Annotated in this window: 25 protein-coding genes; 10 read left to right on the forward strand and 15 right to left on the reverse strand. The window is 40.6% G+C overall.

All coding sequences use genetic code 11. The features are described 5' to 3' along the window. Positions 1-128: 128 nt before the first annotated feature. The 5 genes from ligA to ACORHV_RS04865 form a co-directional block, all read right to left on the reverse strand. Positions 129-2,087, reverse strand: coding sequence for an NAD-dependent DNA ligase LigA (gene ligA, locus ACORHV_RS04845; protein ID WP_001005754.1), 1,959 nt, complete (start codon positions 2,085-2,087; stop codon positions 129-131). 89 nt (positions 2,088-2,176) lie between these two features. Continuing rightward, positions 2,177-3,355, reverse strand: coding sequence for an MFS transporter (locus ACORHV_RS04850; RefSeq protein WP_001079356.1), 1,179 nt, complete (start codon positions 3,353-3,355; stop codon positions 2,177-2,179). Between the two features lie 80 nt (positions 3,356-3,435). Continuing rightward, entirely contained in the window at positions 3,436-4,299 is an 864-nt protein-coding gene (locus ACORHV_RS04855) for an XRE/MutR family transcriptional regulator (protein WP_000400532.1), read from the reverse strand. A gap of 3 nt (positions 4,300-4,302) precedes the next feature. Next, on the reverse strand, positions 4,303-6,204 hold the full coding sequence (locus ACORHV_RS04860) for an ABC-F family ATP-binding cassette domain-containing protein (protein WP_434397601.1): 1,902 nt from the start codon (positions 6,202-6,204) through the stop codon (positions 4,303-4,305). A 78-nt stretch (positions 6,205-6,282) separates the two neighbouring features. Beyond that, a complete protein-coding gene (locus tag ACORHV_RS04865; protein WP_000722097.1) occupies positions 6,283-7,437 on the reverse strand; it encodes a DUF4352 domain-containing protein in 1,155 nt (384 codons plus the stop codon). 410 nt (positions 7,438-7,847) lie between these two features. On the opposite strand from ACORHV_RS04865, the gene ACORHV_RS04870 reads away from it, so the two are divergent. Together ACORHV_RS04870 and ACORHV_RS04875 are read left to right on the forward strand one after the other, a co-directional pair. Continuing rightward, a complete protein-coding gene (locus ACORHV_RS04870) occupies positions 7,848-9,566 on the forward strand; it encodes a phospho-sugar mutase (protein ID WP_434397603.1) in 1,719 nt (572 codons plus the stop codon). A gap of 111 nt (positions 9,567-9,677) precedes the next feature. Next, positions 9,678-10,025: a thiol reductase thioredoxin gene (locus ACORHV_RS04875; protein ID WP_000434641.1), complete on the forward strand. Its 348-nt coding sequence runs from the start codon at positions 9,678-9,680 to the stop codon at positions 10,023-10,025. Between the two features lie 33 nt (positions 10,026-10,058). On the opposite strand, the gene ACORHV_RS04880 is transcribed toward ACORHV_RS04875, so the two are convergent. The 8 genes from ACORHV_RS04880 to ACORHV_RS04915 all read right to left on the reverse strand — a co-directional run bounded on the left by ACORHV_RS04880 (position 10,059) and on the right by ACORHV_RS04915 (position 17,621). Then, positions 10,059-10,868 carry an MBL fold metallo-hydrolase gene (locus ACORHV_RS04880; RefSeq protein ID WP_038806131.1) on the reverse strand — a complete coding sequence of 270 codons (810 nt, stop codon included), beginning with the start codon at positions 10,866-10,868 and terminating at the stop codon, positions 10,059-10,061. A 1-nt stretch (position 10,869) separates the two neighbouring features. Beyond that, positions 10,870-12,219, reverse strand: coding sequence for a cell wall metabolism sensor histidine kinase VicK (gene vicK / locus ACORHV_RS04885; RefSeq protein WP_000568721.1), 1,350 nt, complete (start codon positions 12,217-12,219; stop codon positions 10,870-10,872). After that, positions 12,212-12,919, reverse strand: coding sequence for a response regulator YycF (gene yycF / locus ACORHV_RS04890; protein WP_000722058.1), 708 nt, complete (start codon positions 12,917-12,919; stop codon positions 12,212-12,214). The genes vicK and yycF overlap by 8 nt, the downstream gene beginning before the upstream one ends. A gap of 56 nt (positions 12,920-12,975) precedes the next feature. Continuing rightward, positions 12,976-14,154 carry an A/G-specific adenine glycosylase gene (gene mutY / locus ACORHV_RS04895; RefSeq protein WP_434397607.1) on the reverse strand — a complete coding sequence of 393 codons (1,179 nt, stop codon included), beginning with the start codon at positions 14,152-14,154 and terminating at the stop codon, positions 12,976-12,978. A gap of 82 nt (positions 14,155-14,236) precedes the next feature. Next, positions 14,237-15,211, reverse strand: coding sequence for a phosphate acetyltransferase (gene pta / locus ACORHV_RS04900; protein WP_084859882.1), 975 nt, complete (start codon positions 15,209-15,211; stop codon positions 14,237-14,239). Between the two features lie 43 nt (positions 15,212-15,254). Further along, positions 15,255-16,151, reverse strand: coding sequence for an RluA family pseudouridine synthase (locus ACORHV_RS04905; RefSeq protein ID WP_434397609.1), 897 nt, complete (start codon positions 16,149-16,151; stop codon positions 15,255-15,257). After that, entirely contained in the window at positions 16,148-16,966 is an 819-nt protein-coding gene (locus ACORHV_RS04910; RefSeq protein ID WP_000799063.1) for an NAD kinase, read from the reverse strand. The genes ACORHV_RS04905 and ACORHV_RS04910 overlap by 4 nt, the downstream gene beginning before the upstream one ends. Then, positions 16,950-17,621: a GTP pyrophosphokinase gene (locus ACORHV_RS04915; protein ID WP_000151555.1), complete on the reverse strand. Its 672-nt coding sequence runs from the start codon at positions 17,619-17,621 to the stop codon at positions 16,950-16,952. The genes ACORHV_RS04910 and ACORHV_RS04915 overlap by 17 nt, the downstream gene beginning before the upstream one ends. 128 nt (positions 17,622-17,749) lie before the next feature. Here ACORHV_RS04915 and ACORHV_RS04920 point away from each other — a divergent pair, with 128 nt between their 5' ends. The 8 genes from ACORHV_RS04920 (at position 17,750) to ACORHV_RS04955 (ending at position 23,025) form a co-directional block, all read left to right on the forward strand. After that, complete coding sequence (locus ACORHV_RS04920) at positions 17,750-18,319, forward strand: CYTH domain-containing protein (protein WP_042902226.1); 570 nt, start codon at positions 17,750-17,752, stop codon at positions 18,317-18,319. A gap of 111 nt (positions 18,320-18,430) precedes the next feature. After that, the gene (locus ACORHV_RS04925; RefSeq protein WP_001283843.1) at positions 18,431-19,390 is read left to right on the forward strand and encodes a ribose-phosphate diphosphokinase; all 960 of its coding nucleotides are present in this window, start codon (positions 18,431-18,433) and stop codon (positions 19,388-19,390) included. A gap of 9 nt (positions 19,391-19,399) precedes the next feature. Next, complete coding sequence (locus ACORHV_RS04930) at positions 19,400-20,515, forward strand: cysteine desulfurase family protein (RefSeq protein WP_434397612.1); 1,116 nt, start codon at positions 19,400-19,402, stop codon at positions 20,513-20,515. A 4-nt stretch (positions 20,516-20,519) separates the two neighbouring features. After that, positions 20,520-20,867 (forward strand): DUF1831 domain-containing protein, encoded by a 348-nt coding sequence (locus ACORHV_RS04935; protein ID WP_434397614.1) that lies wholly within the window; start codon positions 20,520-20,522, stop codon positions 20,865-20,867. A gap of 6 nt (positions 20,868-20,873) precedes the next feature. After that, positions 20,874-21,089, forward strand: a complete 216-nt coding sequence (locus ACORHV_RS04940; RefSeq protein WP_000286093.1) for a DUF4649 family protein — start codon at positions 20,874-20,876, stop codon at positions 21,087-21,089. Positions 21,090-21,171: 82 nt separating this feature from the next. Next, positions 21,172-21,813 (forward strand): redox-sensing transcriptional repressor Rex, encoded by a 642-nt coding sequence (locus tag ACORHV_RS04945; protein WP_000653409.1) that lies wholly within the window; start codon positions 21,172-21,174, stop codon positions 21,811-21,813. 15 nt (positions 21,814-21,828) lie between these two features. Then, positions 21,829-22,518, forward strand: coding sequence for a gamma-glutamyl-gamma-aminobutyrate hydrolase family protein (locus ACORHV_RS04950; protein ID WP_347090332.1), 690 nt, complete (start codon positions 21,829-21,831; stop codon positions 22,516-22,518). A 24-nt stretch (positions 22,519-22,542) separates the two neighbouring features. Beyond that, positions 22,543-23,025, forward strand: coding sequence for a hypothetical protein (locus ACORHV_RS04955; protein WP_434397617.1), 483 nt, complete (start codon positions 22,543-22,545; stop codon positions 23,023-23,025). Positions 23,026-23,039: 14 nt separating this feature from the next. On the opposite strand, the gene radC is transcribed toward ACORHV_RS04955, so the two are convergent. Beyond that, entirely contained in the window at positions 23,040-23,720 is a 681-nt protein-coding gene (gene radC / locus ACORHV_RS04960) for a RadC family protein (protein WP_000286945.1), read from the reverse strand. A gap of 42 nt (positions 23,721-23,762) precedes the next feature. Continuing rightward, positions 23,763-26,054, reverse strand: coding sequence for a DNA helicase PcrA (gene pcrA / locus ACORHV_RS04965; RefSeq protein WP_434397620.1), 2,292 nt, complete (start codon positions 26,052-26,054; stop codon positions 23,763-23,765). Positions 26,055-26,171 lie beyond the last annotated feature (117 nt).

The following is a 26,171-nucleotide window of genomic DNA, read 5'->3' on the forward strand; positions in this document are numbered from 1 at the left end:
AATTTTTTTATGTGGTGCTGAAGAATTTAGCGGGAATTTCAGCACAATAGAGAATAGCATTAATAGATATAAAAATACATCAGGAGAGATAGTTTCAGACTATCTAACATCTAGTTTTCAACTATTCTTTACAAACTTTCTAGCCAAGCTTCATCTCGAACTTCGATACCAAGTTCTTGTGCTTTTTGGAGCTTGCTTCCTGCATCTGCTCCTGCTACTACAAGATTCGTTTTCTTGGAAACACTGCCTGTGACTTTGGCACCCAGACTTTCAAGTTTGCTTTTGGCTTCTGAGCGCGTGAGACGTTCCAATTTTCCTGTTAATACAACTGTCAAACCTGACAAGGCTGCATCTGCTACTACTGTCTGCCCTTTGTAGTCCAGATTAACTCCAGCATCTTTCAACTCATCTAAGAGAATCTTCGACCCTTCTGTAGCAAAAAAAGTCTGAAGACTTTGAGCAATCACACTACCCAAGCTTTCAATACTTGCTACTTGCTCAGGATCAGCTTGGGCTAGATTTTCAATAGAGTGGAAATGTTGGAGCAAGAGTTGGCTAGCCTTGCTTCCGACATGGCGAATTCCCAGACCAAACAAGAGCTTTTCAGCAGAGTTTTCCTTGGATGCTTGAATGGCCTGATACAGTTTAGAAGCAGACTTTTCCTTGACACCTTCTAAAAGGAGAAAATCGTCTTCTTTCAAACGATAAATATCCGCCACATCCTTGACTAGATTGGCAGCAAAAAGCTTTTCGACGATAGATGGACCAAGACCCGTAATATTCATAGCATCTCGAGAGGCAAAGTGAATCAAACCTTCCATGATTTGGGCAGGACAGCGTGGATTGATACAACGAAGAGCCACTTCATCTTCAAAATGAAGCAACTGACTGTCACAGCTCGGACAGTTAGTCGGAATATCTAGTTTTTCTTCAGAAACACGTTTAGACTCTACCACACGCAGAACAGCAGGGATGATATCTCCAGCCTTATAAACGATAACCGTATCATCTTTGCGGATATCCTTTTCAGCAATATAATCTACGTTGTGAAGAGTTGCACGGCTAACAGTTGTGCCAGCAAGCTGAACAGGTGTTAGATTGGCAGTCGGGGTCACAACACCCGTACGACCTACTGTCCAGTCAACTGAAAGGAGTTGAGCTTCTTTTTCCTCAGCAGGAAATTTATAAGCTACTGCCCACTTAGGTGCTTTAACGGTAAAACCGAGTTCTTCTTGACCTGCTAGGTCGTTAACCTTGATGACCACCCCATCGATATCGTAAGGCAGTTTCTCCCGTTCTTGTCCTACTTCTTGGATAAAATCCCATACCTCATCTATACTTTGAGCCAATATTCGTTTAGGATTAACTACAAAACCAAGCTGTTCAAGATGCTCCAAGACCTTTTCTTGACTATCACGAGTTGAAGGGCTGGCTTCTTGATAGAGGAAAGTAGCAAGATTACGCTTGGCCACTACTGCTGTATCCAACTGACGCAAGGTGCCTGCAGCTGCGTTACGAGGATTAGCAAATTCAGGCTCCCCATTTTCTTGGCGGGCTTGGTTGACCTGATCAAAGGAAGCGCGTGGCATGTAACACTCTCCACGAACGGTGATATCTAGTTCTTCGGGCAAGGTCAAAGGAATGTCCTTGACACGCTTGAGGTTTTCGGTGATATTTTCACCAACAGAACCATCCCCACGTGTGGCACCAACAACCAAAATCCCCTTTTCATACGTAAGCGAGATAGACAAACCATCGATTTTCAGCTCACAAATATAGGTCGGTTGGGGTAATTCCTTTCGCACACGCGCATCAAAAGCTTCTAACTCTTCACGTGAAAAAGCATCCTGCAAACTGTATAGAGGATACTGATGACTGTATTTTTCAAAACCATCTAAAACCTTACCACCAACACGATGAGTTGGACTATCCGCTAAAACTTGATCTGGATAGGCGGCTTCCAACTCAACCAACTCTCGGTAGAGACGATCATACTCGCTATCTGAAACCGAGGGATTGTCACTCGTATAGTACTCGGTCGCATAGCGGTTGAGTAAGGCAACTAACTCATTCATTCTTTCATTCATAATCCCATTTTACCACAAAGCAAGCCCTCCTCACAATAGAGAAGGACTGAAAAATGATTCGTAATGAAATATTTTATAAAAAAGAGAAATTATAACTCTTTTTTAAAATGACTTCGCACATAAACGAGGGATAAACAAGACAGGATGATAACACCGCTTCCAATTATCAGAAAAGAAGAGAGATGGACACTTGGTAGCACCGTCATAAAGCCTTTTGCAATCGGCATAAATAGGATGGCTAAGGTAAAAATGGTGCTTAGTACTCTTCCCAAGTATTCCCCCTCAACCTTGGTTTGAACCTGAGTAAAAAAGTGAATATTAAAAATCGTCATAAACAGTTCACAAACTAAATTTCCAGAAAAGGAGAGAAAAGTTGGCAGTGGTAATCCCATCATAAAAACTCCAACTCCAGTTAAAGCCAATAGAATCAAAAGATTATAAACACTTGCCTTTATTTTACTAGCTAGAAGAGCTCCAATAATCGAACCAATAGCGCCCATAGTTAAAATAGTTGCATAAGCTCCTTCTACCCCGTATAGTCGATTTGAAAAAGGGAGGAGAAATTCAAAAGCTGCAAAAAAGAAATTAACACTGGAAGCTACTACCAAAAGGAAAAAGATCTCTTGCTGGCGCCAAATATAGCGAATCCCTTCTTTCATATCAGCAAAAATATTTTTCCAGCTGAAAGTCTTTTTCTCTTGTTCCTGAGTCTCTTTTTTTGGGAGAAAAGCTACTAAGGTAAATGCGATAAAAAAACTAATGGCATCTAAAACGAGCGTCATATGGAGACTGGCAAATTGTAAAACGAGAAAAGAAAGCACCGGAGAACTGACTCCTACAACCTGTAAAACTAACTCCAAGCGAGAGTTATAGGTCACAATCTCGTCTTTCTCTACAACCTCAGTTATAATGGCTTTGTTAGATGTACGAGAAAATGCAAAGGCAACCGCCTGAACAATATTGGCAAAAATCAAGGCAGCAATCATCAAGCTATCATCTCTGATGAAAGAAATAGCTAAGCAAAGAACGCCACAAATCAAGTCTGTCGTCATCAAAATTTTGCGACGCGAAAATCGGTCTGAAATCACTCCGCCAAAGGGATTGACCAGAATCGATGTGACGAGTTCAGAAATTTGATAAATCCCAAGAACAGTCTGCCCTATCGTTCCCATTGATGCCAACCAAACACTGTTTCCATAATCATAGAGCATATTTCCTATTTTATTAATAGCACCACGACTAATCAACTGGATTGCATGTCGATTCATATAAAAAACCCCTCTCAAATTTTGAAACTATTGTATCAAAACTGAAAGGAGTCTCTTTATTTTTCCCTTATTTGGGAAATTTAAGCATTTACAAATTTTTCATAATGTTCCTGATAGTAAGCCACTTGCTCTGGAAGCCCAAGCACATCAAAAATATGCATAGCCTCCTGCATCTGACTACAACCCTCTTCTTTCAAGTCTCTCTGGTAGAGGGCGAAACCTTTGAGATAATGGAAGATATTGCGCTCATAAAGCTTGATACCATTTCCAATCAACTTATCCACATAGCCCTCAAAATAGTCCGCATCCGCAAAGGAACGGTTTTCCAAACAATGCTGGTAACAGTTAAGAGCTAAAATCAAAACGAGTTTACGATGCCGACCAATTTCCTTGTAGTACTCTTCACTCTCCATAACTTCTCTGCCAATCCGAGCCACATAGTCCACATTGTAGAAAGTATAGAGATTACCGAAAAGAATCAACTCATACATAGTCCATTCTTCTGTTTGAAAAAGATAATCTGCTACCTTTTCCAAATCACTCTGCCTCATCGTGTAATGAGCATCTCTTTGACAAATCAGTCCTTGTAGCAGAATCCAATTCAGCTCAAAATAGAGGGGATTGGTCGAACTCTTTGCTTTCTCAAGCTGTTCCTTTTGTAGCTTTTGAAAACCTGCAATATTATTTGAGTAGTAAAGCGGAATAATCTGTGCCATCAAGGCAACATGTTCATGATTTTGAAAATCTCTAGCCTTGTCCATGAAATTTTCAATAGTCACATGAATATTGTCCAAAATCTCAAAGAAACGAGAAACTGCTAGATCAGACTCCCCAAGCTCGAAGCGAGATAACTGAGAGGTTGAACATGATTCACCTGCCGCCTCTTTTAAGGAGTACTTCCCACTTGTTCGAAATTCACGAAATACCTTTCCAAGATGTTCCATTTCTTACACCTGCTCTGATAATTCTTCCCACTCAAGCATAGCTTCTTCTTGACGATGGCTAATTTTGTCCAGTTCAGCCTGCAATTCCATGAGCTTTTCAGCATCGTTGGTTTCCAGCATTTGTTCAGAAATGGTTTGGCTTTTACTTTCTAGTTCTTCGATTTCAGATTCTAAACTTTCGATTTGTCGCATGAGTTTGCGGGCTTCTTTCTGACTTTCTTTCTGAGCCTGATAATCATTAACTGGACTTTCTTCTTTTTCTTGATTGCTAGTTGAAGCTTCCGCTGTCTGAATCGCTTCTACTTCTGCTTTCTTTTCAACATAGTAGTCGTAATCCCCAAGGTAGAGGGTTGAACCATTTTCGGACAATTCCAAAACATGAGTGGCTACACGATTGATAAAGTAACGGTCGTGACTGACGAAAAGAAGGGTCCCATCAAAGTCAATCAAGGCATTTTCTAGCACTTCCTTGCTATCAATATCCAAGTGGTTGGTCGGCTCGTCAAGAATTAAAAAGTTGTTGTTTTCCATAGAAAGTTTGGCAAGCAGTAAACGAGCTTTCTCGCCACCTGACAGCATGCCAACTGATTTCTTAACATCATCTCCTGAGAAAAGGAAGGCTCCAAGTCGATTACGGATTTCAACTTCTGGTGTCAGTTTAAAATCATTCCAAAGTTCATCGAGTACAGTATTACTTGGTGTTAGCTTGCTTTGAGTCTGGTCATAGTAACCAACCTCAACATTGGCACCAAAACGCTTCTCTCCCTTGATAAAAGGGATCTGGTCCACAATAGACTTGATAAAGGTTGATTTCCCGATGCCGTTTGGTCCGACAATCGCAACAGCATTCATCTTACGAAGGTCTAGGTTGATAGGCTCTGAAAATATTTCCCCATCATAGCCAATAGCCGCATTTTCAACGGTTAAAACGACATTTCCAGACGTTTTTTCCGACTGGAAGGTCATGTTGGCTGATTTCTTGCCAGCTTCAGGCTTGTCCAAACGCTCCATTTTTTCTAGTTGTTTACGGCGAGATTGGGCACGTTTGGTCGTTGAAGCTCGGACTAGATTGCGATTGACAAAGTCTTCTAGAGCCGCGATTTCCTTCTGTTGCTTTTCATAGTTTTTTGCCTCAGTAGCTAGCTTTTGCTCCTTTAACTCAACAAAGCGAGAGTAATTACCTACATAACGATCTAAGGAATGCTTAGTCAAATCGAGTGTAACCGTCGCAACCTTATCCAAAAAGTAACGGTCGTGACTGACAATAATGAGTGCACCACTATAATTTACTAGGTAATTTTCCAACCAGGCAATGGTTTCGATATCCAAGTGGTTGGTTGGCTCGTCCAAGACCAAGAGATTTGGCTTTTCAAGGAGCATTTTAGCCAGTGCAAGACGAGTATTTTGACCACCTGAAAGCTCAGCAATTTTCATCTGCCACATAGACTCGTCAAACTTGAATCCATTCAAAATCGCTCGAATATCAGCTTCGTAAGTAAAGCCACCATCCTGGCGGAAATTCTCTGACAAACGATCATAATCCGCCATCAGTTTATCCAAATCTTCACCCGACTTTTCACCCATCTCTAATTCCATTTGACGCAGTTGTGTCTCTGCCCGACGCAAGTCATCAAAGACGTGAAGCATTTCATCATAAATGGTATTTTCAGACTCAAAACGGCTATCTTGGGCTAGGTAAGACAGAGAGATATCTTTTTTCTTATTAATTTCTCCACTAGTTGGCTCCTCTTCTCCAACCAAAATCTTTAAAAGAGTAGACTTACCTGCACCATTTTTCCCAATAAGAGCAATTCGGTCTCGTTCATCTACTTGCAGGTTGATATGTTCAAAAAGAACCTCACCAGCAAAAGATCGTTCAATTTTATTAGCTTGTAAAATAATCATATCTCTATTTTACTATCTTTTTCTCTTTTGCACAATTGCAACGAAAAAAGTTCGAGTCATAAACTCGAACCTTTCATCTTAGTATCCAATGCCTCCACGGAATGTGCGAGCCATATCTTTCAATTCATAGTTTTTAGAAGAGGTATCGATGGTCCATTTTCCATCTTTCTTAGTCATTTTAATTTCATAACCCTCTTTCTTCATGTTATCACTAGTGTCTAGAGGAGTTGAATCAAATTGACTTGGTGCATTTTCTAAAATGTATTTTTCACCAGCTTTCATAGCTTCAGAGTAGTTGCTATATTTACCTTTGTTTTCTTCGTAGAATTTACGGCTCAATTCATAAACATTCAAATTATCCAAGTCGATTGTTTCTGGTCTAACATAAACAACAGCATAATCTGGCAAGTATGTCTTCACCTTGTAATCAACTTTTGCTCTCTTAGCATTTGCTTTGATGTAAGCATCTGCGAATGTTCTAAGTTCTGAATCAGAAGGTTTGTAGTTATAGAAACCTTTTCCGAATGACTCTGTAAATTTCTTGATAAACTCTTCTTTATCAGCTTTCGCATCGTTTGTGAATTCAGCACTATTATCAGAAGATTTTTTATCATCAGCAAGTGCTACAACTTGCGACTTATTGTCAGTAGCACTTAGGTTCGTTCCACCACCAGAGCTTTCCCCATTAAGGTAAACAGCATCGACATATTTTTTCATTACATCTTTTGCTTCATCAATATTGTCTTCATACTGACTTGGATCCACCTTGATGGCTACATCGTTATTCTTTTTAGAATTCTCTTTGATGTCATCATAAAAGCTAGGTGCGAAGTGGAGTTCATACTTAGCATTCTTGTCGACTTCATACACTACATAACCAGCAACACTCTTTCCTTTAGAAAGACTGTCACCATATGACATAAATTTCGTTTTACTGTCGCTTTCGTAGATTTGAATTGGTTGTAATTTTTCATCTTTTTCATTATAAAGCGTAATATCTTGGCTAGTAAAACTAAACTGTTTATCACGATTGTTCTTGATTTCGACTTGAAGTGCAAGGTAGCTTGAAGATGAATCTTCATCTTTAGGCAATACAAACATACCATCTTTCACAGAAACTTCAAAGTTTGAGTTCGAGGCAGTACCATTGTCGCTTGCTTTTTTTTGAGCTCCACAGGCAACAAGTGCTAAAGCTGACAAAAGCAAAGCAGAATGCTTAAGAATTTTTTTCATAATGGATTCTCCTTTAATGATTTACTATATTTTACCATACGCAGAATAAAAATCAAAACAGAAACCAGATATTTTCAAAATATCTTAAATTTATAGAGTTTTACATTAAATTTTTCTATATGTTCGTTTGAGACATTAAAGGATTCTTTATAAAAAGAATAGAATATAACAATATTTTTGATTTTTTTCTTCAACAAACCTACAAAATGAATTATAAACTTTCATGTTATAAAGTATCTAATAATTAATTTTCATCCCTAACTTAGTATAAGTAAGCACAGTCCCCACCATTTTCCCGCTAAAGTACAAAAGTTAATTTCCTACATTTTAAGTTATGCTAACGTTTTACTAAAATGTCAAATCGTGATATAATGAAAGCGATTAAAGCAAATAAACAAAGGAGACACTCTATGACTTACCAAGAAAATTATCAAAAATGGGTCGATTTTGCTGACCTTCCAGACTACCTTCGTCAAGATTTGGAAAATATGGACGAAAAAACAAAGGAAGATGCCTTTTATACCAATCTTGAATTTGGTACCGCTGGTATGCGTGGTTTGATCGGTGCTGGTACAAACCGCATCAATATCTACGTTGTTCGTCAAGCTACCGAAGGTTTGGCTCGTTTGATTGAGTCAAAAGGTGGAAACGAAAAAGAACGTGGTGTAGCAATTGCCTACGATAGCCGTCACTTCTCACCTGAGTTTGCCTTTGAATCTGCGGCAGTTCTTGCTAAACACGGTATCAAATCTTACGTATTTGAAAGCCTCCGTCCAACTCCAGAACTGTCATTTGCAGTTCGTCACCTCAACTGTTTTGCAGGTATCATGATTACTGCCAGCCATAACCCTGCTCCATTTAACGGTTACAAGGTTTACGGTGAAGACGGTGGACAAATGCCTCCACATGACGCGGACGCTTTGACTACTTACATTCGTGCTATCGAAAATCCATTCGCTGTGGAAGTTGCCGATGTAGAAGCGGAAAAAGCTTCTGGCTTGATTGAAGTTATCGGCGAAGCTGTTGATGCAGAATACCTTAAAGAAGTTAAAGACGTAAACATCAACCCAGCCTTGATCGAAGAATTCGGTAAAGACATGAAGATTGTCTACACACCACTTCATGGTACGGGTGAAATGTTGGCTCGTCGTGCTCTTGCTCAAGCAGGATTTGACTCTGTTCAAGTTGTTGAAGCACAAGCAACTGCTGATCCTGACTTCTCAACTGTAAAATCTCCAAACCCAGAAAGCCAAGCAGCCTTCGCCCTTGCTGAAGAACTTGGTCGTCAAGTTGGTGCAGATGTGCTTGTTGCAACTGACCCTGACGCTGACCGTGTTGGTGTTGAAGTTCTTCAAAAAGATGGTAGCTACCTTAACCTTTCAGGTAACCAAATCGGCGCTATCATGGCTAAATACATCTTGGAAGCCCACAAAAATGCTGGAACTCTTCCTGAAAATGCAGCCCTTTGCAAATCCATCGTATCAACTGACTTGGTAACGAAGATTGCTGAGAGCTACGGCGCAACTATGTTTAACGTCTTGACTGGTTTCAAATTTATCGCTGAAAAGATTCAAGAATTCGAAGAAAAACACAACCACACTTACATGATGGGATTTGAAGAAAGCTTCGGTTACTTGATCAAACCATTCGTACGTGATAAAGATGCTATTCAAGCTGTTCTTGTCGTTGCTGAACTTGCTGCCTACTATCGTTCACGTGGTTTGACACTTGCTGACGGTATCGAAGAAATCTACAAAGAGTACGGCTACTACGCAGAAAAAACTATCTCTGTTACTCTTTCTGGTGTTGATGGTGCTGAACAAATCAAAGCCATTATGGCTAAATTCCGTAACAATGCTCCGAAAGAATGGAACACAACAGCTATCACTGTCGTAGAAGACTTCAAGGCTCAAACTGCTACTGCCGCTGATGGTACTGTTACAAACTTGACAACTCCTCCAAGTGATGTTTTGAAATACACACTTGCTGACGGTTCATGGATTGCAGTTCGCCCTTCAGGTACAGAACCAAAAATCAAGTTCTACATTGCCGTTGTGGGTGAAAGCAACGAAGATTCACAAGTTAAGATTGCTAACATCGAAGCAGAAATCAATGCGTTTGTAAAATAAAAATCTATAAAAGATGAGACCAACCAATCTCATCTTTTTTTCGTATCAAATCTAAGCATTTTTGGAAACTTTATGGCATACTAGACTTATCAATGAAAGCGAGGTAATCTCATGGAACAATTTTTAGATAATATTAAAGACCTTGAAGTCACTACGGTTGCGCGTGCACAAGAAGCACTTGATAATAAAGAAACTGCAACCTTCTTTATCGGTCGCAAAACTTGCCCTTACTGCCGTAAATTTGCTGGTACCTTGGCAGGTGTCGTAGCTGAAACTAAAGCTCACATCTACTTCATCAACAGTGAAGAACCAAGCCAACTCAATGCTTTGCAAGATTTCCGTTCACGCTATGGTATTCCAACTGTTCCAGGATTCGTTCATGTTGCTGATGGCCAGATCAAGGTCCGTTGTGACTCTTCCATGTCCGCACAAGAAATCAAAGAATTTGCAGGATTGTAAAAATATATAAAAAAGAAGGCACTCGCCTTCTTTTTATATATCTGTCAATGGTGTTGCGGTATCTGGTGAAGTGTCGTAAACCTTAAAGTCAACTCCGACTCCCAGATCAGCTTGGGCTAGCTGATTGACCATGGTCATATGAGCCAGCTCCTTGATATTGTTCTCTTTGGACAAGTGGCCAAGGTAGATTTTCTTGGTTCGATTTCCCATAGCACGAATCATGGCCTCAGCTCCGTCTTCGTTAGAAAGGTGACCGAGATCAGATAGGATACGCTGCTTGAGTCGCCAAGCATAAGATCCAGCTCGTAAGATTTCCACGTCGTGGTTGGATTCGATGAGGTAACCGTCAGCATTCTCAACAATTCCTGCCATACGGTCACTAACATAACCTGTATCGGTCAGCATAACGAAGCTCTTGTCGTCTTTCATAAATCGGTAAAACTGTGGTGCTGCCGCATCATGGCTCACACCAAAACTCTCAATGTCGATATCACCAAAGGTTTTGGTTTTGCCCATTTCAAAGATATGCTTCTGCGAAGAGTCCACCTTGCCGAGGTACTTACTATTCTCCATAGCCTGCCAAGTCTTTTCATTGGCGTAAAGATCCATGCCATATTTACGAGCCAAGACACCGACCCCATGGATATGGTCTGAATGCTCATGCGTAATCAAAATCGCATCCAGATCTTCAGGTTTGCGATTGATTTCAGCTAGCAAGCTGGTAATCTTCTTACCAGACAAGCCTGCATCCACTAGGATTTTCTTTTTTGGGGTTTCCAGATAAAAGGAATTTCCACTGGAACCTGATGCTAAAATACTGTATTTAAAGCCTATTTCACTCATTCTAGTCTTCTATTTCGTCCTCCCATATTTCTTCTTTTACGGCATCCTTATCATAAGGGAGCACAATGGTAAAGGTCGATCCCTTACCGTATTCACTTTTGGCCCATATAAAACCATTGTGTTGTTTGATGATTTCTTTAGCGATGGCCAGACCTAGACCAGTTCCACCTTGAGCCCGACTTCTTGCACGATCCACACGGTAGAATCGGTCAAAAATCTTCGGCAAATCTTGCTTTGGAATACCTAGACCTTGGTCTTTGATGGATAAAATCATCTGGTCATCTGTGGTCTTCATGCTGACAGTAATTTTGCCACCATCTGGTGAGTACTTGATGGCATTGTTAAGAATATTATCAATCACCTGAGTCATCTTATCGGTATCAATCTCGATCCAAACTGAATTAATAGGGTAATCTCTGACAAGCTCATATTTTTTCTCGTCATCCTGGCTTCTCATCTTATCAAAGCGGTTGAGAATAAAGGTGATGAATGCTGTAAAATTAATCAATTCCACATCTAGCTGACTTGTCGTATTATCAATACGAGAGAGATGCAAGAGATCTGTTACCATCCGCATCATACGGTTGGTTTCATCGAGTGAAACCTTGATAAAATCAGGAGCAACAGGATCATATAGGGCCCCCTCGTCCAAGGCTTCAAGATAAGATTTAACACTGGTCAAAGGAGTACGCAACTCATGACTCACATTCGAAACAAAGAGTCTTCGCTCACGCTCTTCCTTCTCCTGTTCGGTCGTATCATGTAAAACGGCAACCAAACCAGAGATGAAACCTGACTCACGGCGAACCAGAGCAAAACGGACACGAAGGCTCAGGTATTCACCATTTACATCCTGGGAGTCAATCGTCAACTCAGGAATCTGTGTAATTAGATCACGCAACTCGTACTCATCTTCTATCTTAAGCAATTCGAGGATGCTTTTATTCAGAACATCTTCTTTCTGCACACCGAGCTGTTTCTTGGCCATATCGTTGATCATAGTAATCTGGCCACGGCGATTGGTCGCAAGAACGCCATCTGTCATGTAAGAAAGAATACTGTTCAATCGTTTACTCTCTTGTTCCAGATTTTCTTGGGTCAAACGAATAACTTCTGACAAATCGTTCAGATTATTGGTGATATTGGTGATTTCTGTACTTCCTTGCAAGTCCAAAACTTGAGAATAATCACCTGCAATCAAGTCCTTAACCTTTTGATTTATCTCCTTCAGACGGATATTATCCCGACGATTTTCCAGTAACAGCAAGGTCACTACCAGGATAAAGCCAAGTAAAATCAAGATAAAGATAAAATCGCTGGTCAGAATAGTTTGTCTAATATCTTCAATCATTATTTCTCATATAGTATCCAACACCACGACGTGTGAGAATGTACTCTGGACGACTTGGAGTGTCTTCTATTTTCTCACGCAAGCGTCTAATGGTCACGTCCACAGTACGAACATCACCAAAATAGTCATAACCCCATACAGTCTCAAGCAAGTGTTCACGCGTAATCACTTGACCAATATGAGATGCCAAGTGATACAAGAGTTCAAACTCACGGTGGGTCAAATCTAATTCTTCACCATATTTCTTAGCCACGTAAGCATCTGGAACGATTTCCAAATCACCGATTTGTAAAGGCTGCGTCTTCTTCTCATCAGACTCTTGGCTATCCACAGAAACTAGGTCGGTACGACGAAGGAGGGCCTTAACACGAGCCTGCAACTCACGGTTTGAGAAAGGTTTTGTAACATAATCGTCTGCACCTAACTCTAAACCAATAACCTTGTCAAACTCGCTATCCTTAGCTGATAGCATGATAATCGGCACGCTACTAGTCTTACGAATAGCTTTAGCAACTTCTAAACCATCGATTTCAGGTAGCATCAAGTCAAGGATAATAATATCTGGTTGCTCAGCTTCAAATAGCTCGATTGCCTCACGACCATTGAAGGCTGTAACGACTTCATAACCTTCCTTGGCCATATTAAACTTAATAATATCTGAGATTGGTTTCTCATCATCTACAATTAATATTTTTTTCATTTTATCACCTTTTCTCTATCTATTATAACAAAAAAATGCAAAGAAGGCACAAATGGCTACTGTAAGCCTTCATCTTCAAGATTTGTTTTATAAGCCTGCCAAATTTTTTGTTGAGGTTTCGCAAGTGGATAGTCAGAAAACTCCTGAGGAGAAACCCAGCGAATTTCTCTGTCTGAAAACTGTTTTGTTTCCGCTACTTGACCAGCTAGGATTTGAATATGCCATTTCCGATGACTAAATACATGCTTGACCTGGTCAAATACTTGCTGGGACCAATTAACTTTTAAATCATAATCCTGCTCAAAGTTTTCTTGAGGGCTTGGTCCAAATGCTCTGCTTTCCTCTTTGACTTGCGAAAAGAGATCTAGCTGATCGTCATCACTTGAGAAATCATCAACTTCAATCAATGGGAAGTGCCAAAAACCGGCTAGTAGTTTCTCGCTTTCGTTTTTCTCTAGTAAATATTGCCCACGGTCATTGCGTACAACTAAGGCCTTGAGATAAATTGGCAGAGGCTTTTTCTTGGGTTCTTTAATCGGATAAAGACCCATGGTGCCATTCTGATAGGCTGCGCTAAAGTCCTTAACAGGGCTTTCTTCTGGTCGAGGATTAACTGGAGCCTCTATGTCAGAACCTAAATCCATCAGAGCTTGGTTAAAGTCACCTGGTCGTTTCGGGTCAATCAAGATTTCCATCATTGCCTGAAAAATTTTGCGATTGCTGGGAACTCCGATATCATGATTAACCTCAAACAAGCGTGCCAAAACCCGCATGACATTGCCATCAACCGCTGGCTCAGGCAAATTAAAAGCGATACTGGAAATAGCTCCCGCAGTGTAAGGGCCAATCCCTTTCAGGCAAGATATTCCTTCATAGGTATTTGGAAATTGCCCCCCAAAGTCAGTCATAATCTGCTGAGCTGCAGCCTGCATATTGCGCACTCGAGAATAATAACCCAAACCTTCCCAAGCCTTCAGCAGACGCTCTTCAGGGGCATTGGCCAGACTTTCAACAGTTGGAAACCAGTCCAAGAATCGTTCGTAGTATGGAATAACTGTATCCACTCTGGTCTGCTGAAGCATGATTTCAGATACCCAGATGTGATAAGGATTTTTACTTCTCCGCCAAGGTAAATCTCGCTTGTTTTCATCATACCAACTGAGGAGTTTCTCACGAAAAGAAATGATCTTCTCCTCCGGCCACATGACGATACCGTATTCTTTCAAATCTAACATATATCTAGTATAACATAGAAGCTTCTAACTGTCCTTTTCTCAGTACTAAAAAGCCTCTTCCCATGGGAAAGAGGACTAAATCTTATTGATGAACTGCTTGAGCTGCTGTGATAAGGGTCAACTTGTACACATCATCTGCATTACATCCACGAGAAAGGTCGTTAACAGGTTTGTTCAAACCTTGTAAAACAGGTCCGACAGCCGCAAAACCACCAAGGCGCTCAGCCATCTTGTAACCGATATTTCCGGCTTCGATACCTGGGAAGATAAAGACATTTGCTTGGCCAGCTACGTTACTTCCTGGAGCTTTTAGAGCTGCAGTTTCAGGAACAAAGGCAGCGTCAAATTGCAATTCACCATCAATCTCAAGGTCAGGGCGCAAGTCGTGAGCAATTTTAGTTGCTTCTACGACCTTATCAACACTTTCACCAAAGCCTGAACCTTTAGTAGAATAGCTTAGCATAGCAATTTTAGGTTCAATACCAAACATCTTAGCTGTGATTGCTGAGTTGATGGCAATTTCAGCCAAGGCTTCTGCATCTGGATTGATGTTAATGGCACAGTCACCAAATAGGTAACGTTCCGTACCACGTACCATGAGGAAGGCACCTGAAGTACGAGTTACATTTGGACGAGTTTTGATAATTTGAAGGGCTGGGCGAACTGTTGAGGCAGTTGAGTGAATCGCACCAGATACCATACCGTCAACCAAGCCCAAGTAGACTAGCATCACACCAAAGTAGTTGACATCTTCAACCAAAACTTTGCGCGCTTCTTCTTCAGTCATTTTGCCCTTACGACGCTCTACTAAGGCAGCAACCATTTCTTCGAATTGAGGATAGTGTTGGGGATCAATCACTTCATAACCATCCATGATCCCCTCGATTTCGAGATAAATTTTAATTTTTTCAGGGTTTCCAAGCAAAACAGGAATCACTTCTGTTTCTTTTACCAAGCGTTTTGTCGCTTGAAGAATACGTGGCTCTTCCCCTTCAGGGAGAACGATACGAGCATTTTTGCCAACCAGGTTGGCTTTGAGACTTTCAAAAACTTCCATGAGTTTTCTCCTTTAAGAAAATAAATTATACTCCAAATAGATTTTAAAGAGTATTAGTTGATAACTGAGTAATAAGATTGCTGAAATCATCCGGTAATGGGCTTTCTAGCTGCAAATCTTGCTCTAGAAAGGGATGATAAAAAGATAAATAATGACAATGCAAGGCCTGGCGCTGAATACCGTCGTCTAGGCTGCCTCCATAGAGATCGTCTCCCAACAAAGGAAAACCGATATGAGAAAAATGCACTCGTATCTGATGAGTTCGCCCAGTATGAAGACGAATATCGACTATGTGAATATCTCCATAAGACGCTACAACTTTATATGATGTATGGGCGTATTTCCCACCCTTGGCAACTCGTCTTGTGATAATGGAATCTTCATCACGTGCAATCGGGGCAATAATCTCCCCCTCTGGCTCCAAGACCCCATCTCCTTTAACCAAAGCAAAGTAGCGTTTCTCGATAGACTTTCGTTGCAGTTGCTTGTCTAAACGTGCATGAGCGTAGCCGTGCTTGGCAAAAAGCATCAAACCAGAAGTATCTCTATCAAGCCTAGTCACAATGTGAACTTGCTGATTTTCATAGTTTTGCTTGACATAGTAGCCCTTGATAAAATTGGCAATGGTATTGGAGTGATTGACACTGGGGATGGATGCTACTCCATAAGGCTTATTTAAAACCAGAAAATGATCATCCTCATACAAGATATCGAGTGGTCGATCAATAGCTTCAAGGCTCTCAAATCCTTCCTCTGCTGGAATATCAATAGTTACCCTGTCTCCAATATCTAAGAGATAAGTCGCATTTTGAGGTTGGTCATTGACCATAATAGCCCCACCTCGAAACTTAATCTTAGCCAAAAGTCCCTTGGAAACCTCATGTTTCTTGAGGAAAGTTTTGACTTTGACGTGGTCATCTGCGGTAAATTCGAACCTCATTCATCCACCTCGCCGATGAAGGCATCTTTGACACGATTCCAGAAACTAGTGTGGCTTGGAGTCGCTACGAAGTGAATCTTGTGATGGTCGATTTGATACTCTATCCGTTCGATATTACGGAATGAATAGACGCTGTTATCGACTGATATCGTATGGTAATCATTGCGTGTCGGCAAAAGTTCAATCTTATCTTTTTTGGGAATAATGATCGATGATCCCAAAGTACGATAAACTCGGTTGTTAAGACTCGCTATCTCCGTCAACTGCAAGGCTTCAATGGTAGGATGCAAGACAGCTCCACCCAAGGACTTGTTGTAGGCAGTACTTCCCGTCGGCGTTGAAACAGTCACTCCATCTCCACGAAATCTTTCGAACGGAACATGGTTAATGATGATATCCGCAACCATGGTGCGATCTGATCGACGGATGCTGGCTTCATTTAAGGCTCGGAAGATTTTCACTTCTCCATTTTCAAGCGTTACCTTGACATTCAAGACTGGATAGGAAACTTTGGCACCAGTATCTAGTAAAAGATTGGTCACCAACTGATCCAGCTCAAAATCACGATAATCTGTGTAAAATCCCAAATGCCCTGTATGAACACCTACAAATCGAACCTTGTCTAACTGATTCTCATACTTGTGAAAGGCAGACAAAAGCATTCCATCGCCACCAATGGAAATGACGATGTCGGGATTGGTATCGTTCAGTATAAAATGCTGTTTCTTTAGTTTTTCCCTCAGTTCATGCAAGACCTTCTGACTTTGTGGCTTTCTATTTGCTATGAGGTCAACTCGTTTACCTGTATTCTTCATCTGTATCGTCACTATTTCCTACACCATCGTTTAGTTTTCTGCTCAATGGATCAAAGAGAGCCTGCGCTTCCTGGATATCATCACGAATCTTACCCATTTCTTCATCCAGTTGATAGGCTATTTTCGCTGTGATTTCCAATCTTTTCCTGATTTCTTCTGGAAAATCGCCCTGATATTTATAATTGAGCGAGTGTTCAATCGTAGCCCAGAAATTCATGGCCAAAGTACGTATTTGAATTTCCGCCAAAATCGTCTTCGCTCCGTTTATCGTATCAACCGTGTATTCGACAACCACGTGATAAGAACGATAACCTGAAGCCTTACGATGAGTGATATAGTCTCGTTCCTGAACGACTCTCATATCTTGGCGTTTACGTAGAATCTCAACTACTTCTTTAACGTCATCAACGAACTGAACCATGACACGTAAACCAGCAATGTCTTGCAGATCATGTTCCAGACTTGCATATGTAATTCCTCGACGAGCCATTTTTTCTTTGATACTTTCAATCGGTTTGACACGACCCGTTACAAACTCAATCGGAGAATGCTTGTTTTGCTTACGATACTGTTTGCGAATTCCCCGAAGTTTAATCTTCAATTCACCAACAGCCTGAATGTAAGGATCTAAAAATTCTTCCCATTCTATGGTCATACTTTCTCCCTTGTAATGTTTGATTGCTCTGTCGAAAATCTTTGATTTTTTCAGTACATTCGTATACAATAAATACATTGTCCATTATACCATAAATCGCTTTCAAAGATATAGAAAAGGTTGAAAAAATGAAACATTTAGAAATAGAATTGAAAACACTTCTGAAAAAAGAGGAATATAATCATCTAAAAAAACAGTTTTCCCATATCCAACCCGTCCTTCAGAAAAACTACTACATTGACACACCAGATTTCCAATTGCGTGAAAAGAAGGTTGCCATGCGCATTCGCACTTTTTCAGATTGGGCAGAATTGACCTTGAAAGTGCCTCAAACTGTAGGGAATATGGAATACAACCAGAAACTAACTCTTCCAGAAGCTGAATCGTACCTAGAAAAACAAAAACTACCTCCAGGGCTCGTTCTAGAGAAACTCGCTAAGATTGGCATCGAAAGCCATGACTGGCTTGTTCTAGGCTGCCTTTCCACTCTACGTTATGAAATGAAAACTGAGATTGGCTTAATGGCCTTAGATGAAAGTCACTACTTTGACCAGACGGACTATGAACTCGAGCTTGAAGTCACCGACCATGAAAAAGGGAAAGCTGATTTTAAGAGATTTTTAGATGAAAATCAGATAACCTATCAGAAAGCTCCTTCAAAATTAATTCGTTTTATTAAAAGCATGAAAAAAAGCTGAAATAATCTCCTTTTTTTGGTAAAATAGAAAAGATAAAAATAAAAGAATCTGGCTTTGAAAAACAAAACTTTCTCAAAGAAGATTCACAAAGTTTACAGAGGACGGTCTATAATGTCAGATAGAAACAACATGAAACTTTTCACCCTAAACTCTAACCATGAAATCGCTCAAAAGATTGCGGATACAGTTGGTGTACCTCTTGGGAAATTATCCTCTCGACAATTTTCTGACGGCGAAATCCAGGTCAACATCGAAGAAAGTGTCCGTGGCTACGATGTCTACATCATCCAGTCCACTAGCTATCCCGTTAGCAACCACTTGATGGAGTTGTTGATCATGGTTGATGCTTGTGTACGTGCAAGTGCTCATAGTATCAACGTTGTCCTTCCTTACTTTGGTTATGCTCGTCAGGATCGTATTGCTTCTTCTCGCGAACCCCTCACTGCAAAACTAGTTGCCAATATGCTTGTCAAAGCTGGTGTAAGCCGTGTTCTAACACTTGACCTCCATGCTGTTCAGGTCCAAGGTTTCTTTGACATTCCTGTAGACAATCTTTATACTGTTCCTCTATTTGCTAAGCACTACTGTGATAAAGGTCTTCTTGGCTCTGATGTCGTTGTTGTTAGTCCAAAGAACTCTGGTGTTAAACGTGCACGTAGTTTGGCTGAATACCTTGATGCTCCTATCGCTATCATTGACTACGCCCAAGACGATTCTGATCGTAACGAAGGCTATATCATTGGGGATGTTGAAGGCAAGAAAGCTATCTTGATTGACGACATCCTAAATACTGGTCGTACATTCTCTGAAGCAGCCAAAATCGTTGAACGTGAAGGCGCAACTGAGATTTATGCAGTATCCAGTCACGGTTTATTTGTTGAAGGTGCAGCAGACCTTCTTGACGCTACAAACATCAAAGAAATCCTTGTGACAGACTCCGTAGCGACCAAAGAAAGAACTCCAGAAAATGTATGTTACATTACTGCTAGCGAATTAATCGGAGATGCTATCGTCCGCATCCATGAAAGAAAACCAGTCAGCCCACTCTTTGCTTACAACAAAAAGAAATAAGGTGATTCTTTGATTTATTTGGACAATGCTGCTACGACTCCTATGTCAGCAGTAGCTATTGCAGAAATGACCAAGGTCATGCAAGAAACTCATGGTAATCCTTCTAGTATTCATGGCCATGGTCGACAAGCTGGTAAACTCTTACGAGAGGCTCGTCAAGACTTAGCCCTCTTACTAGGAACCAAACCTCAACATATCTTTTTCACGTCTGGCGGTACAGAAAGTAACAATACAGCCATTATCGGCTATTGTCTCCGTCATCAAAATCGTGGAAAACATATCATCACGACAGCTATTGAACACCATTCTGTGCTTGAGACTATCGATTATCTGGTGCAACATTTTGGTTTTGAAGCAACTATCATCCAACCAGTAAATCAAGAAATCACTGCCCAGCAAATTCAAGAGGCCTTACGTGACGATACCATTCTCGTTTCCACCATGTATGCTAATAATGAAACAGGAAGCCTCTTACCTATCGCTGAGATTGGACGTATTTTAAAAGAGCATCCTGCTGCTTATCATGTAGACGCTGTTCAAGCTATCGGGAAGATTCCTATCCATCCCGAGGAATTAGGAATTGATTTCCTCAGCGCTTCTGCCCACAAATTCCATGGACCAAAAGGAGTCGGATTTCTTTACGCTTCTTCCGTGGACTTTGATTCCTACCTTCACGGTGGGGACCAAGAACAAAAGAAACGGGCTGGAACAGAAAATCTTGCTGCCATTGTAGGCATGGTCGCTGCTCTCAAAGAGGATTTAAATGACCAAGTTGAGTATTACCAAAAACTAGAGGGATTAAAATCTGCTTTTCTAGATGAGATTGCAAATCTAGAATACTATCTCAACGAAAGCCAACACCAGCTTCCTTATGTTGTCAATATTGGCTTTCCTGGTCAAAAAAATGATTTGCTCTTGCTACGGTTAGACCTTGAAGGAATTTCAATTTCTACCGGTTCAGCTTGTACTGCCGGTATTGTGCAAACCAGTCATGTGCTTGAAGCATTTTATGGGTCTGATTCGCATCGTTTATCAGAATCTGTCCGTATCAGTCTCTCTCCTCTTAATACCGAAGAAGAACTGAAACAACTCGCACAAACCTTAAAAAATATTATTGGAGATTAATCAAATGGCATTCGAAAAAACCATTAAACTACAAAACTGCCGCTACAACTACACACTTAGCCCATCTGTCAAAAAGTTCACACTGAAAGATAATACTTTCTTTGAAACAAAGGTAGGAAACTTCGAACTAACTCGTCTACTTGAAAAAGTACCCAACAGTGGTGAAGGTTTCAACCTAAAAATCATCATCAATAAAGACCTTACAGGTGCCAAACTCAATATCACTGACAAGTCTGGCCTTCGTTTGGTGAATATTTTTAAATCAGAAGACCTCCACATTCATCAGGAGAAATTCTACTTCCTCATGGACAGTTTAGTAGAACGCGGTATCTTCACTAAAGAAGAAAGATAATTGACTATGTATCGACTTACCTATCAGGATAACTATCACGTAGAACGTACACTTGAATATAAGGATTACGAAGAGCTTATGTTATCTCTATCAGGCTGTGTGACCCTACCTGATACTCTCCTAATCAGCTCCTTAACGCTGAATGATAAGGTGATTTATCAAGGATTGGTTGGCGATCTCTACCGTTTTCTATCACAAGCTCATTTTTCAGATAAAAACTAAGAAATTTCTTAGTTTTTTCTTGTTTTTGTTGATTTTTTCACAATGTTTCTATAAAATAGAAGAATAGAAAGGTTGTGATTTTGTGAAAGATAAACAGTCTGCTATTCCAAAAGCAACAGCAAAAAGACTCTCTCTTTACTATCGAATTTTCAAGAGATTTCATGCAGAAAAAATCGAACGTGCCAATTCCAAGCAAATTGCTGAGGCTATCGGTATCGATTCTGCGACCGTTCGTCGGGATTTTTCCTATTTTGGTGAACTAGGTCGTCGTGGTTTTGGTTACGATGTCAAAAAATTGATGAATTTTTTTGCTGATCTCCTAAATGATAACTCCATTACCAATGTTATGCTGGTTGGGATTGGAAATATGGGCCATGCCCTTCTCCACTACCGCTTCCACGAGCGTAACAAGATGAAAATTATCATGGCCTTTGACCTAGATGACCATCCAGAAGTTGGAAGCCAGACACCTGATGGAATTCCAATCTATGGTATCTCACAGATTAAAGAAAAAATCAAAGAAGCAGATGTCAAAACTGCTATCCTAACAGTTCCAAGTGTTAAATCACAAGAAGTTGCCAATCTTTTGGTTGATGCTGGTATAAAAGGTATTCTCAGCTTTTCCCCTGTTCACCTTCACCTCCCAAAAGATGTTGTCGTTCAGTATGTTGATTTGACAAGCGAACTCCAAACCCTCCTCTATTTTATGCGGAAAGAGGATTAGAAAGCGAAAGCATTTATGAAAAAACCAGTTATTGGGATTACAGGAAATGAAAAAGCTCATCCAGATGATGACATCATGATGAGCTATGCAGCAAAGGGCTTTGTTGAAGGAGTCAAAGACGCTGGCGGAATTCCAATCATCCTACCGATTGGTGATCAAGAAATGGCTGCCTATTACATCAGTATCATTGATAAGCTCATCCTAACGGGTGGGCAAAATGTTGATCCAAAATACTATGGTGAAACAAAGGCTATTGATAGTGATGACTACCACCTTCAAAGAGATATTTTTGAACTAGCACTTATCAAAGAAGCGATTAAGCAAAAGAAGCCAATTTTCTCTGTTTGTCGGGGTACTCAACTTTTCAATGTCGCCATGGGAGGAACGCTACACCAAGATATCGAGGATCATTGGCAGGACTGTTCAGCCGAATACACGACCCAACGCCTCGTAACGGAACCTGATACCATTCTCCGAGAAATCTATGGAGAAATCTCTCATATCAACTCCTTCCACCACCAGAGCATTAAAGATCTAGCTTCAAATCTTAAGGTTGTAGCACATGATCCTAAAGATGGAATCATTGAGGCAGTGACAACTACGGACGGCTTTCCTTATCTTGGTGTTCAATGGCATCCTGAATTTCTCTTTGAAAATCGTCCCAAGGATAAAACGCTGTTTGACTATGTTGTTAACGAACTCTAGGACTTATAAATAGGTTATTAAATCATGAATGAAATTAAAATACCTTCTACTCATGAGATTTTGAGAGATATAGAAGCTAATGTTATCATATCTTATAAGGAAAAGGAAGCTAATCTTTTCTTATCAAACAATGAAAAAGAAATAAGTGTTTGCTTTCATCTTTCTAATCTCTATAGACTTTTAACAGCGGAAAGTTACCAATCTTTTTCTAAGAATAAAGAGAATTTCGATAAACTATCTCAAAAAGAAAAACAGCTGAAAGAAATGTCTAAAAAGGCAAAACTATTTTGTAAAAAGGCAGATGCTAAACTAAAAAGTAAATTTCATTCAAGTCTTTACTTTTACAGAGATATTCTCATTCATAAAAAAAGATATTATAAAATCGAAGATTTCAATGCAATTGTCGACTTTATCGTTCAAGAAAATTTACTTGTACCCACGATAAAACCTCTTCCTGTTATCAATATGGCAGAAGTAGATTCCTATGTTTTAAAAGTGATTGAGTAAGATCATGTGTAATCTTAAATCAGATCCGTCTTTTCACGGTAACTAAAGTAATCAGAGTGAGAGACAATCAAATGGTCCAAGAACACAATTCCCATCAGTTCGCAGGCTTCCTTGACTAGTTTAGTGACATGATTATCATTTCGACTAGGAGACACTGCACCAGATGGATGATTGTGAACGAGAATCACGGAGGTAGCCATATGCTTGAGGGCATAGTGAAGAATTTCCCTCGGTTCAGCAATGCTGCGTGTCGCAGATCCGATAAAAATAGTTTGCTGATGGATGATTTGATTTTGAGTATTGAGATAGAGCGCCACTAGGTGCTCTTGTTTTTTGTCGCCAAGTTCCTGTTGCATTTTCTTGGCTAGCTTTTGACTACTGAGAATACTTTCCATCTCAAGGGTTTCATGTTTGTGAATGCGGTGTCCCAGTTCAATCACTGCTTGTAGTTCAATGGCTTTAATCCGTCCAATACCAGACAGACTCTGCAATTCCTGCAGGGTCATATTTTTCAGATCAGTTAGACTGTTAAGACTATTCAAGACTCTCTGGGCAATTTCAAAGACATTAGCCTGACGCGTTCCTGTTCTGAGCAAAATAGCTAACAACTCTTGATTGCTTAGAGCCTCTACTCCTTCTTTAACTAGTCTTTCTCTAGGCAAGAGCGAATCTTCTTGGAATGAAATACTGTACATAAAAATCCTCCTCACTTTATTATTCGTGAGGAGGATGAAAAATTAGATTTTTTTCTCAATTGGAGCAACGCTGGCTAGGAGTTTTTTAAGTCCTACTTCTGGGAAGTTAATTTTCAGTTCCTGAGTATCACCGCTACCAGAGACTTCCAGAACAGTTCCCTCTCCCCATTTCTTGTGAAGAGCAATATCTCCGATAGACCAGTTGGTATCGCTTGAATCTTTTTTATTTCCGGCTGCAAATTGTCCAAATGGGAGACCACTTGACTGGATAGAGCTTGGTGCGGCATTGCGTTTCCGGTCTTGAAGGGCTTGGGCTAAGCTCATACCTTGACCAAAGGCCACTCCACCACTGCTATAAGATGCCTTAAAGCTAGCATTCGCTGGTCGAGCCAAGCCCTGATACTCAAGCAGGTCCGAACTGATCTCATTGATAAAACGAGTTGGACGATTGTAGTTGGTACGCCCAAAAAGCAAGCGAGAGTTAGCATTGGTCAGATAAAGGATCTTTTCTGCGCGTGTAATACCGACATAGGCCAAACGGCGTTCTTCTTCCAGTTCATCAGGATCCTCAGCTGCACGGCTAAGTGGAAAGACATTTTCCTCCATCCCAATGATAAAGACAACTGGGAACTCAAGTCCCTTAGCTGCGTGCAAGGTCATTAAGGTCACTTCTGATGTCTCCTGACTGCCTGAATCCGTATCCGCAATCAGGGCAAGGTCATTCAAGAAACGACTGAGTTTGTCCAAACCTGTTTCCTCTTCTTGACTATCAGGATTGTCGTCAAAATTCTTGGTAACAGATAGAAATTCCTCGATATTTTCAACCCGAGCCTTGCTTTCTAAGGTCGCTTGGGCATTGAGAATATCGATATAACCTGTTTTTTCTAGAACAGCCTCAACCAGCTCGGTGATAGTTAATTGATCCAGTTTTTCTCGCAAATCCAAAATCATATTGGCAAAGTCCCAGATAGACTGAGCTGCTTTTCCTTTGATGCCAGACAACATGATATTGGCTGAAGCATCCAGCATAGACATGTCTTGCATATTCGCAAAGTCGCGAATTTTCTCAACCGTCCCTGGGCCAATTCCGCGTTTTGGTTCGTTAATAATGCGCTCAAAACTGATATTGTCACTCAGATTGGCAATGAGATTAAGATAGGCGATAATATCACGGATTTCCTTACGACTGTAGAACTTGGTTCCGCCGACCATAGTATAAGGAATATTGGACTTTAGGAGGGCCTCTTCAATAGTACGAGACTGGGCGTTAGTCCGATAAAGAACTGCAAAATCCTTGTGGAGGAAGTTTTGAGTTCGACCAAGTTCATCGATGGTTTTGGCTACAAAAACAGCCTCATCTTGTTCGTCATTTGCGCGATAATAAACAATTTGCTCCCCATCCGCATTCTGGGTCCAGAGATTCTTGGGACGACGTTTTTTATTGTTTTTGATGACGTCGTTGGCAGCCTGGAGAATGGTTTTAGTTGAACGATAATTCTCCTCTAACAAAACGACCTTGGCTTGAGGGTAATCTTTCTCAAAATCCAAGATATTCTGCATATCAGCCCCACGCCAACCGTAAATAGACTGGTCAGCATCACCGACTACGCAGATATTTTTAAAGCGTGAAGCCAAGAGTTTGACCAATTGATACTGGGCATGGTTGGTATCTTGGTACTCATCAACATGAATGTACTGGAACTTCTGCTGATAGTAAGTCAAGACGTCAGGATTTTGATCAAAGAGACGCAGGGTCAGCATAATCAAATCATCAAAGTCAACGGACTCAGACTGACGAAGCTCCTTTTGATAAGCTGTATAACACTGGGCCACGATTTGCGTATACATATCACCAGCCTGAGCAGCATAAGCCACATCATCAATCAAGTCATTCTTAGCATTGGAAATGGTTCCCAAAATGGTTCGTTCATTCCATTTTTTTGGATCCAAGTTTAACTGCTTGAGAATGCGTTTCATGAGAGTTCGTTGCTCACCAGGATCTACAATAGTGAAATTCCGATTGTAGCCAATATGATCCGCATCGCGACGTAGGATACGAACACACATGGAGTGAAAGGTCGCAATCAAACAGTCCTGAGTAGCTGGATTGAGGCCATAGGCACGCTCCTTCATCTCACGCGCCGCCTTATTGGTAAAGGTAATGGCCAAAATATTCCAAGGATTGACCATCTTTTCATCAATCAAGTAGGCGATTCTGTGAGTTAAAACACGAGTCTTCCCAGAACCAGCACCAGCCATGATTAATAAGGGCCCTTCTGTCGTTTGCACTGCCTCAGCCTGACGGTCATTCATTCCATTCAATAATGCGTTCATTTTCTCTTCCTTACTCTTGAAGTCAATGTTTCTATTATATCAGAAATCGAGGAAAATATCTTTACCTAGACTGATTGCGTCTAGAAAGTAACTCTATTATCAGCTGAAGACAACTCC

Source organism: Streptococcus sp. KHUD_016, from assembly GCF_051106465.1.
Classification (GTDB): domain Bacteria; phylum Bacillota; class Bacilli; order Lactobacillales; family Streptococcaceae; genus Streptococcus.

Excerpts from the sequence above, each read along its gene's own strand:
- ligA (WP_001005754.1), bottom strand. The coding sequence starts at position 2,087 with ATGAATGAAAGAATGAATGAGTTAGTTGCCTTACTCAACCGCTATGCG.
- ACORHV_RS04850 (WP_001079356.1), bottom strand. The coding sequence starts at position 3,355 with ATGAATCGACATGCAATCCAGTTGATTAGTCGTGGTGCTATTAATAAA.
- ACORHV_RS04855 (WP_000400532.1), bottom strand. The coding sequence starts at position 4,299 with ATGGAACATCTTGGAAAGGTATTTCGTGAATTTCGAACAAGTGGGAAG.
- ACORHV_RS04860 (WP_434397601.1), bottom strand. The coding sequence starts at position 6,204 with ATGATTATTTTACAAGCTAATAAAATTGAACGATCTTTTGCTGGTGAG.
- ACORHV_RS04865 (WP_000722097.1), bottom strand. The coding sequence starts at position 7,437 with ATGAAAAAAATTCTTAAGCATTCTGCTTTGCTTTTGTCAGCTTTAGCA.
- ACORHV_RS04870 (WP_434397603.1), top strand. The coding sequence starts at position 7,848 with ATGACTTACCAAGAAAATTATCAAAAATGGGTCGATTTTGCTGACCTT.
- ACORHV_RS04875 (WP_000434641.1), top strand. The coding sequence starts at position 9,678 with ATGGAACAATTTTTAGATAATATTAAAGACCTTGAAGTCACTACGGTT.
- ACORHV_RS04880 (WP_038806131.1), bottom strand. The coding sequence starts at position 10,868 with ATGAGTGAAATAGGCTTTAAATACAGTATTTTAGCATCAGGTTCCAGT.
- vicK (WP_000568721.1), bottom strand. The coding sequence starts at position 12,219 with ATGATTGAAGATATTAGACAAACTATTCTGACCAGCGATTTTATCTTT.
- yycF (WP_000722058.1), bottom strand. The coding sequence starts at position 12,919 with ATGAAAAAAATATTAATTGTAGATGATGAGAAACCAATCTCAGATATT.
- mutY (WP_434397607.1), bottom strand. The coding sequence starts at position 14,154 with ATGTTAGATTTGAAAGAATACGGTATCGTCATGTGGCCGGAGGAGAAG.
- pta (WP_084859882.1), bottom strand. The coding sequence starts at position 15,211 with ATGGAAGTTTTTGAAAGTCTCAAAGCCAACCTGGTTGGCAAAAATGCT.
- ACORHV_RS04905 (WP_434397609.1), bottom strand. The coding sequence starts at position 16,151 with ATGAGGTTCGAATTTACCGCAGATGACCACGTCAAAGTCAAAACTTTC.
- ACORHV_RS04910 (WP_000799063.1), bottom strand. The coding sequence starts at position 16,966 with ATGAAGAATACAGGTAAACGAGTTGACCTCATAGCAAATAGAAAGCCA.
- ACORHV_RS04915 (WP_000151555.1), bottom strand. The coding sequence starts at position 17,621 with ATGACCATAGAATGGGAAGAATTTTTAGATCCTTACATTCAGGCTGTT.
- ACORHV_RS04920 (WP_042902226.1), top strand. The coding sequence starts at position 17,750 with ATGAAACATTTAGAAATAGAATTGAAAACACTTCTGAAAAAAGAGGAA.
- ACORHV_RS04925 (WP_001283843.1), top strand. The coding sequence starts at position 18,431 with ATGTCAGATAGAAACAACATGAAACTTTTCACCCTAAACTCTAACCAT.
- ACORHV_RS04935 (WP_434397614.1), top strand. The coding sequence starts at position 20,520 with ATGGCATTCGAAAAAACCATTAAACTACAAAACTGCCGCTACAACTAC.
- ACORHV_RS04940 (WP_000286093.1), top strand. The coding sequence starts at position 20,874 with ATGTATCGACTTACCTATCAGGATAACTATCACGTAGAACGTACACTT.
- ACORHV_RS04950 (WP_347090332.1), top strand. The coding sequence starts at position 21,829 with ATGAAAAAACCAGTTATTGGGATTACAGGAAATGAAAAAGCTCATCCA.
- ACORHV_RS04955 (WP_434397617.1), top strand. The coding sequence starts at position 22,543 with ATGAATGAAATTAAAATACCTTCTACTCATGAGATTTTGAGAGATATA.
- radC (WP_000286945.1), bottom strand. The coding sequence starts at position 23,720 with ATGTACAGTATTTCATTCCAAGAAGATTCGCTCTTGCCTAGAGAAAGA.
- pcrA (WP_434397620.1), bottom strand. The coding sequence starts at position 26,054 with ATGAACGCATTATTGAATGGAATGAATGACCGTCAGGCTGAGGCAGTG.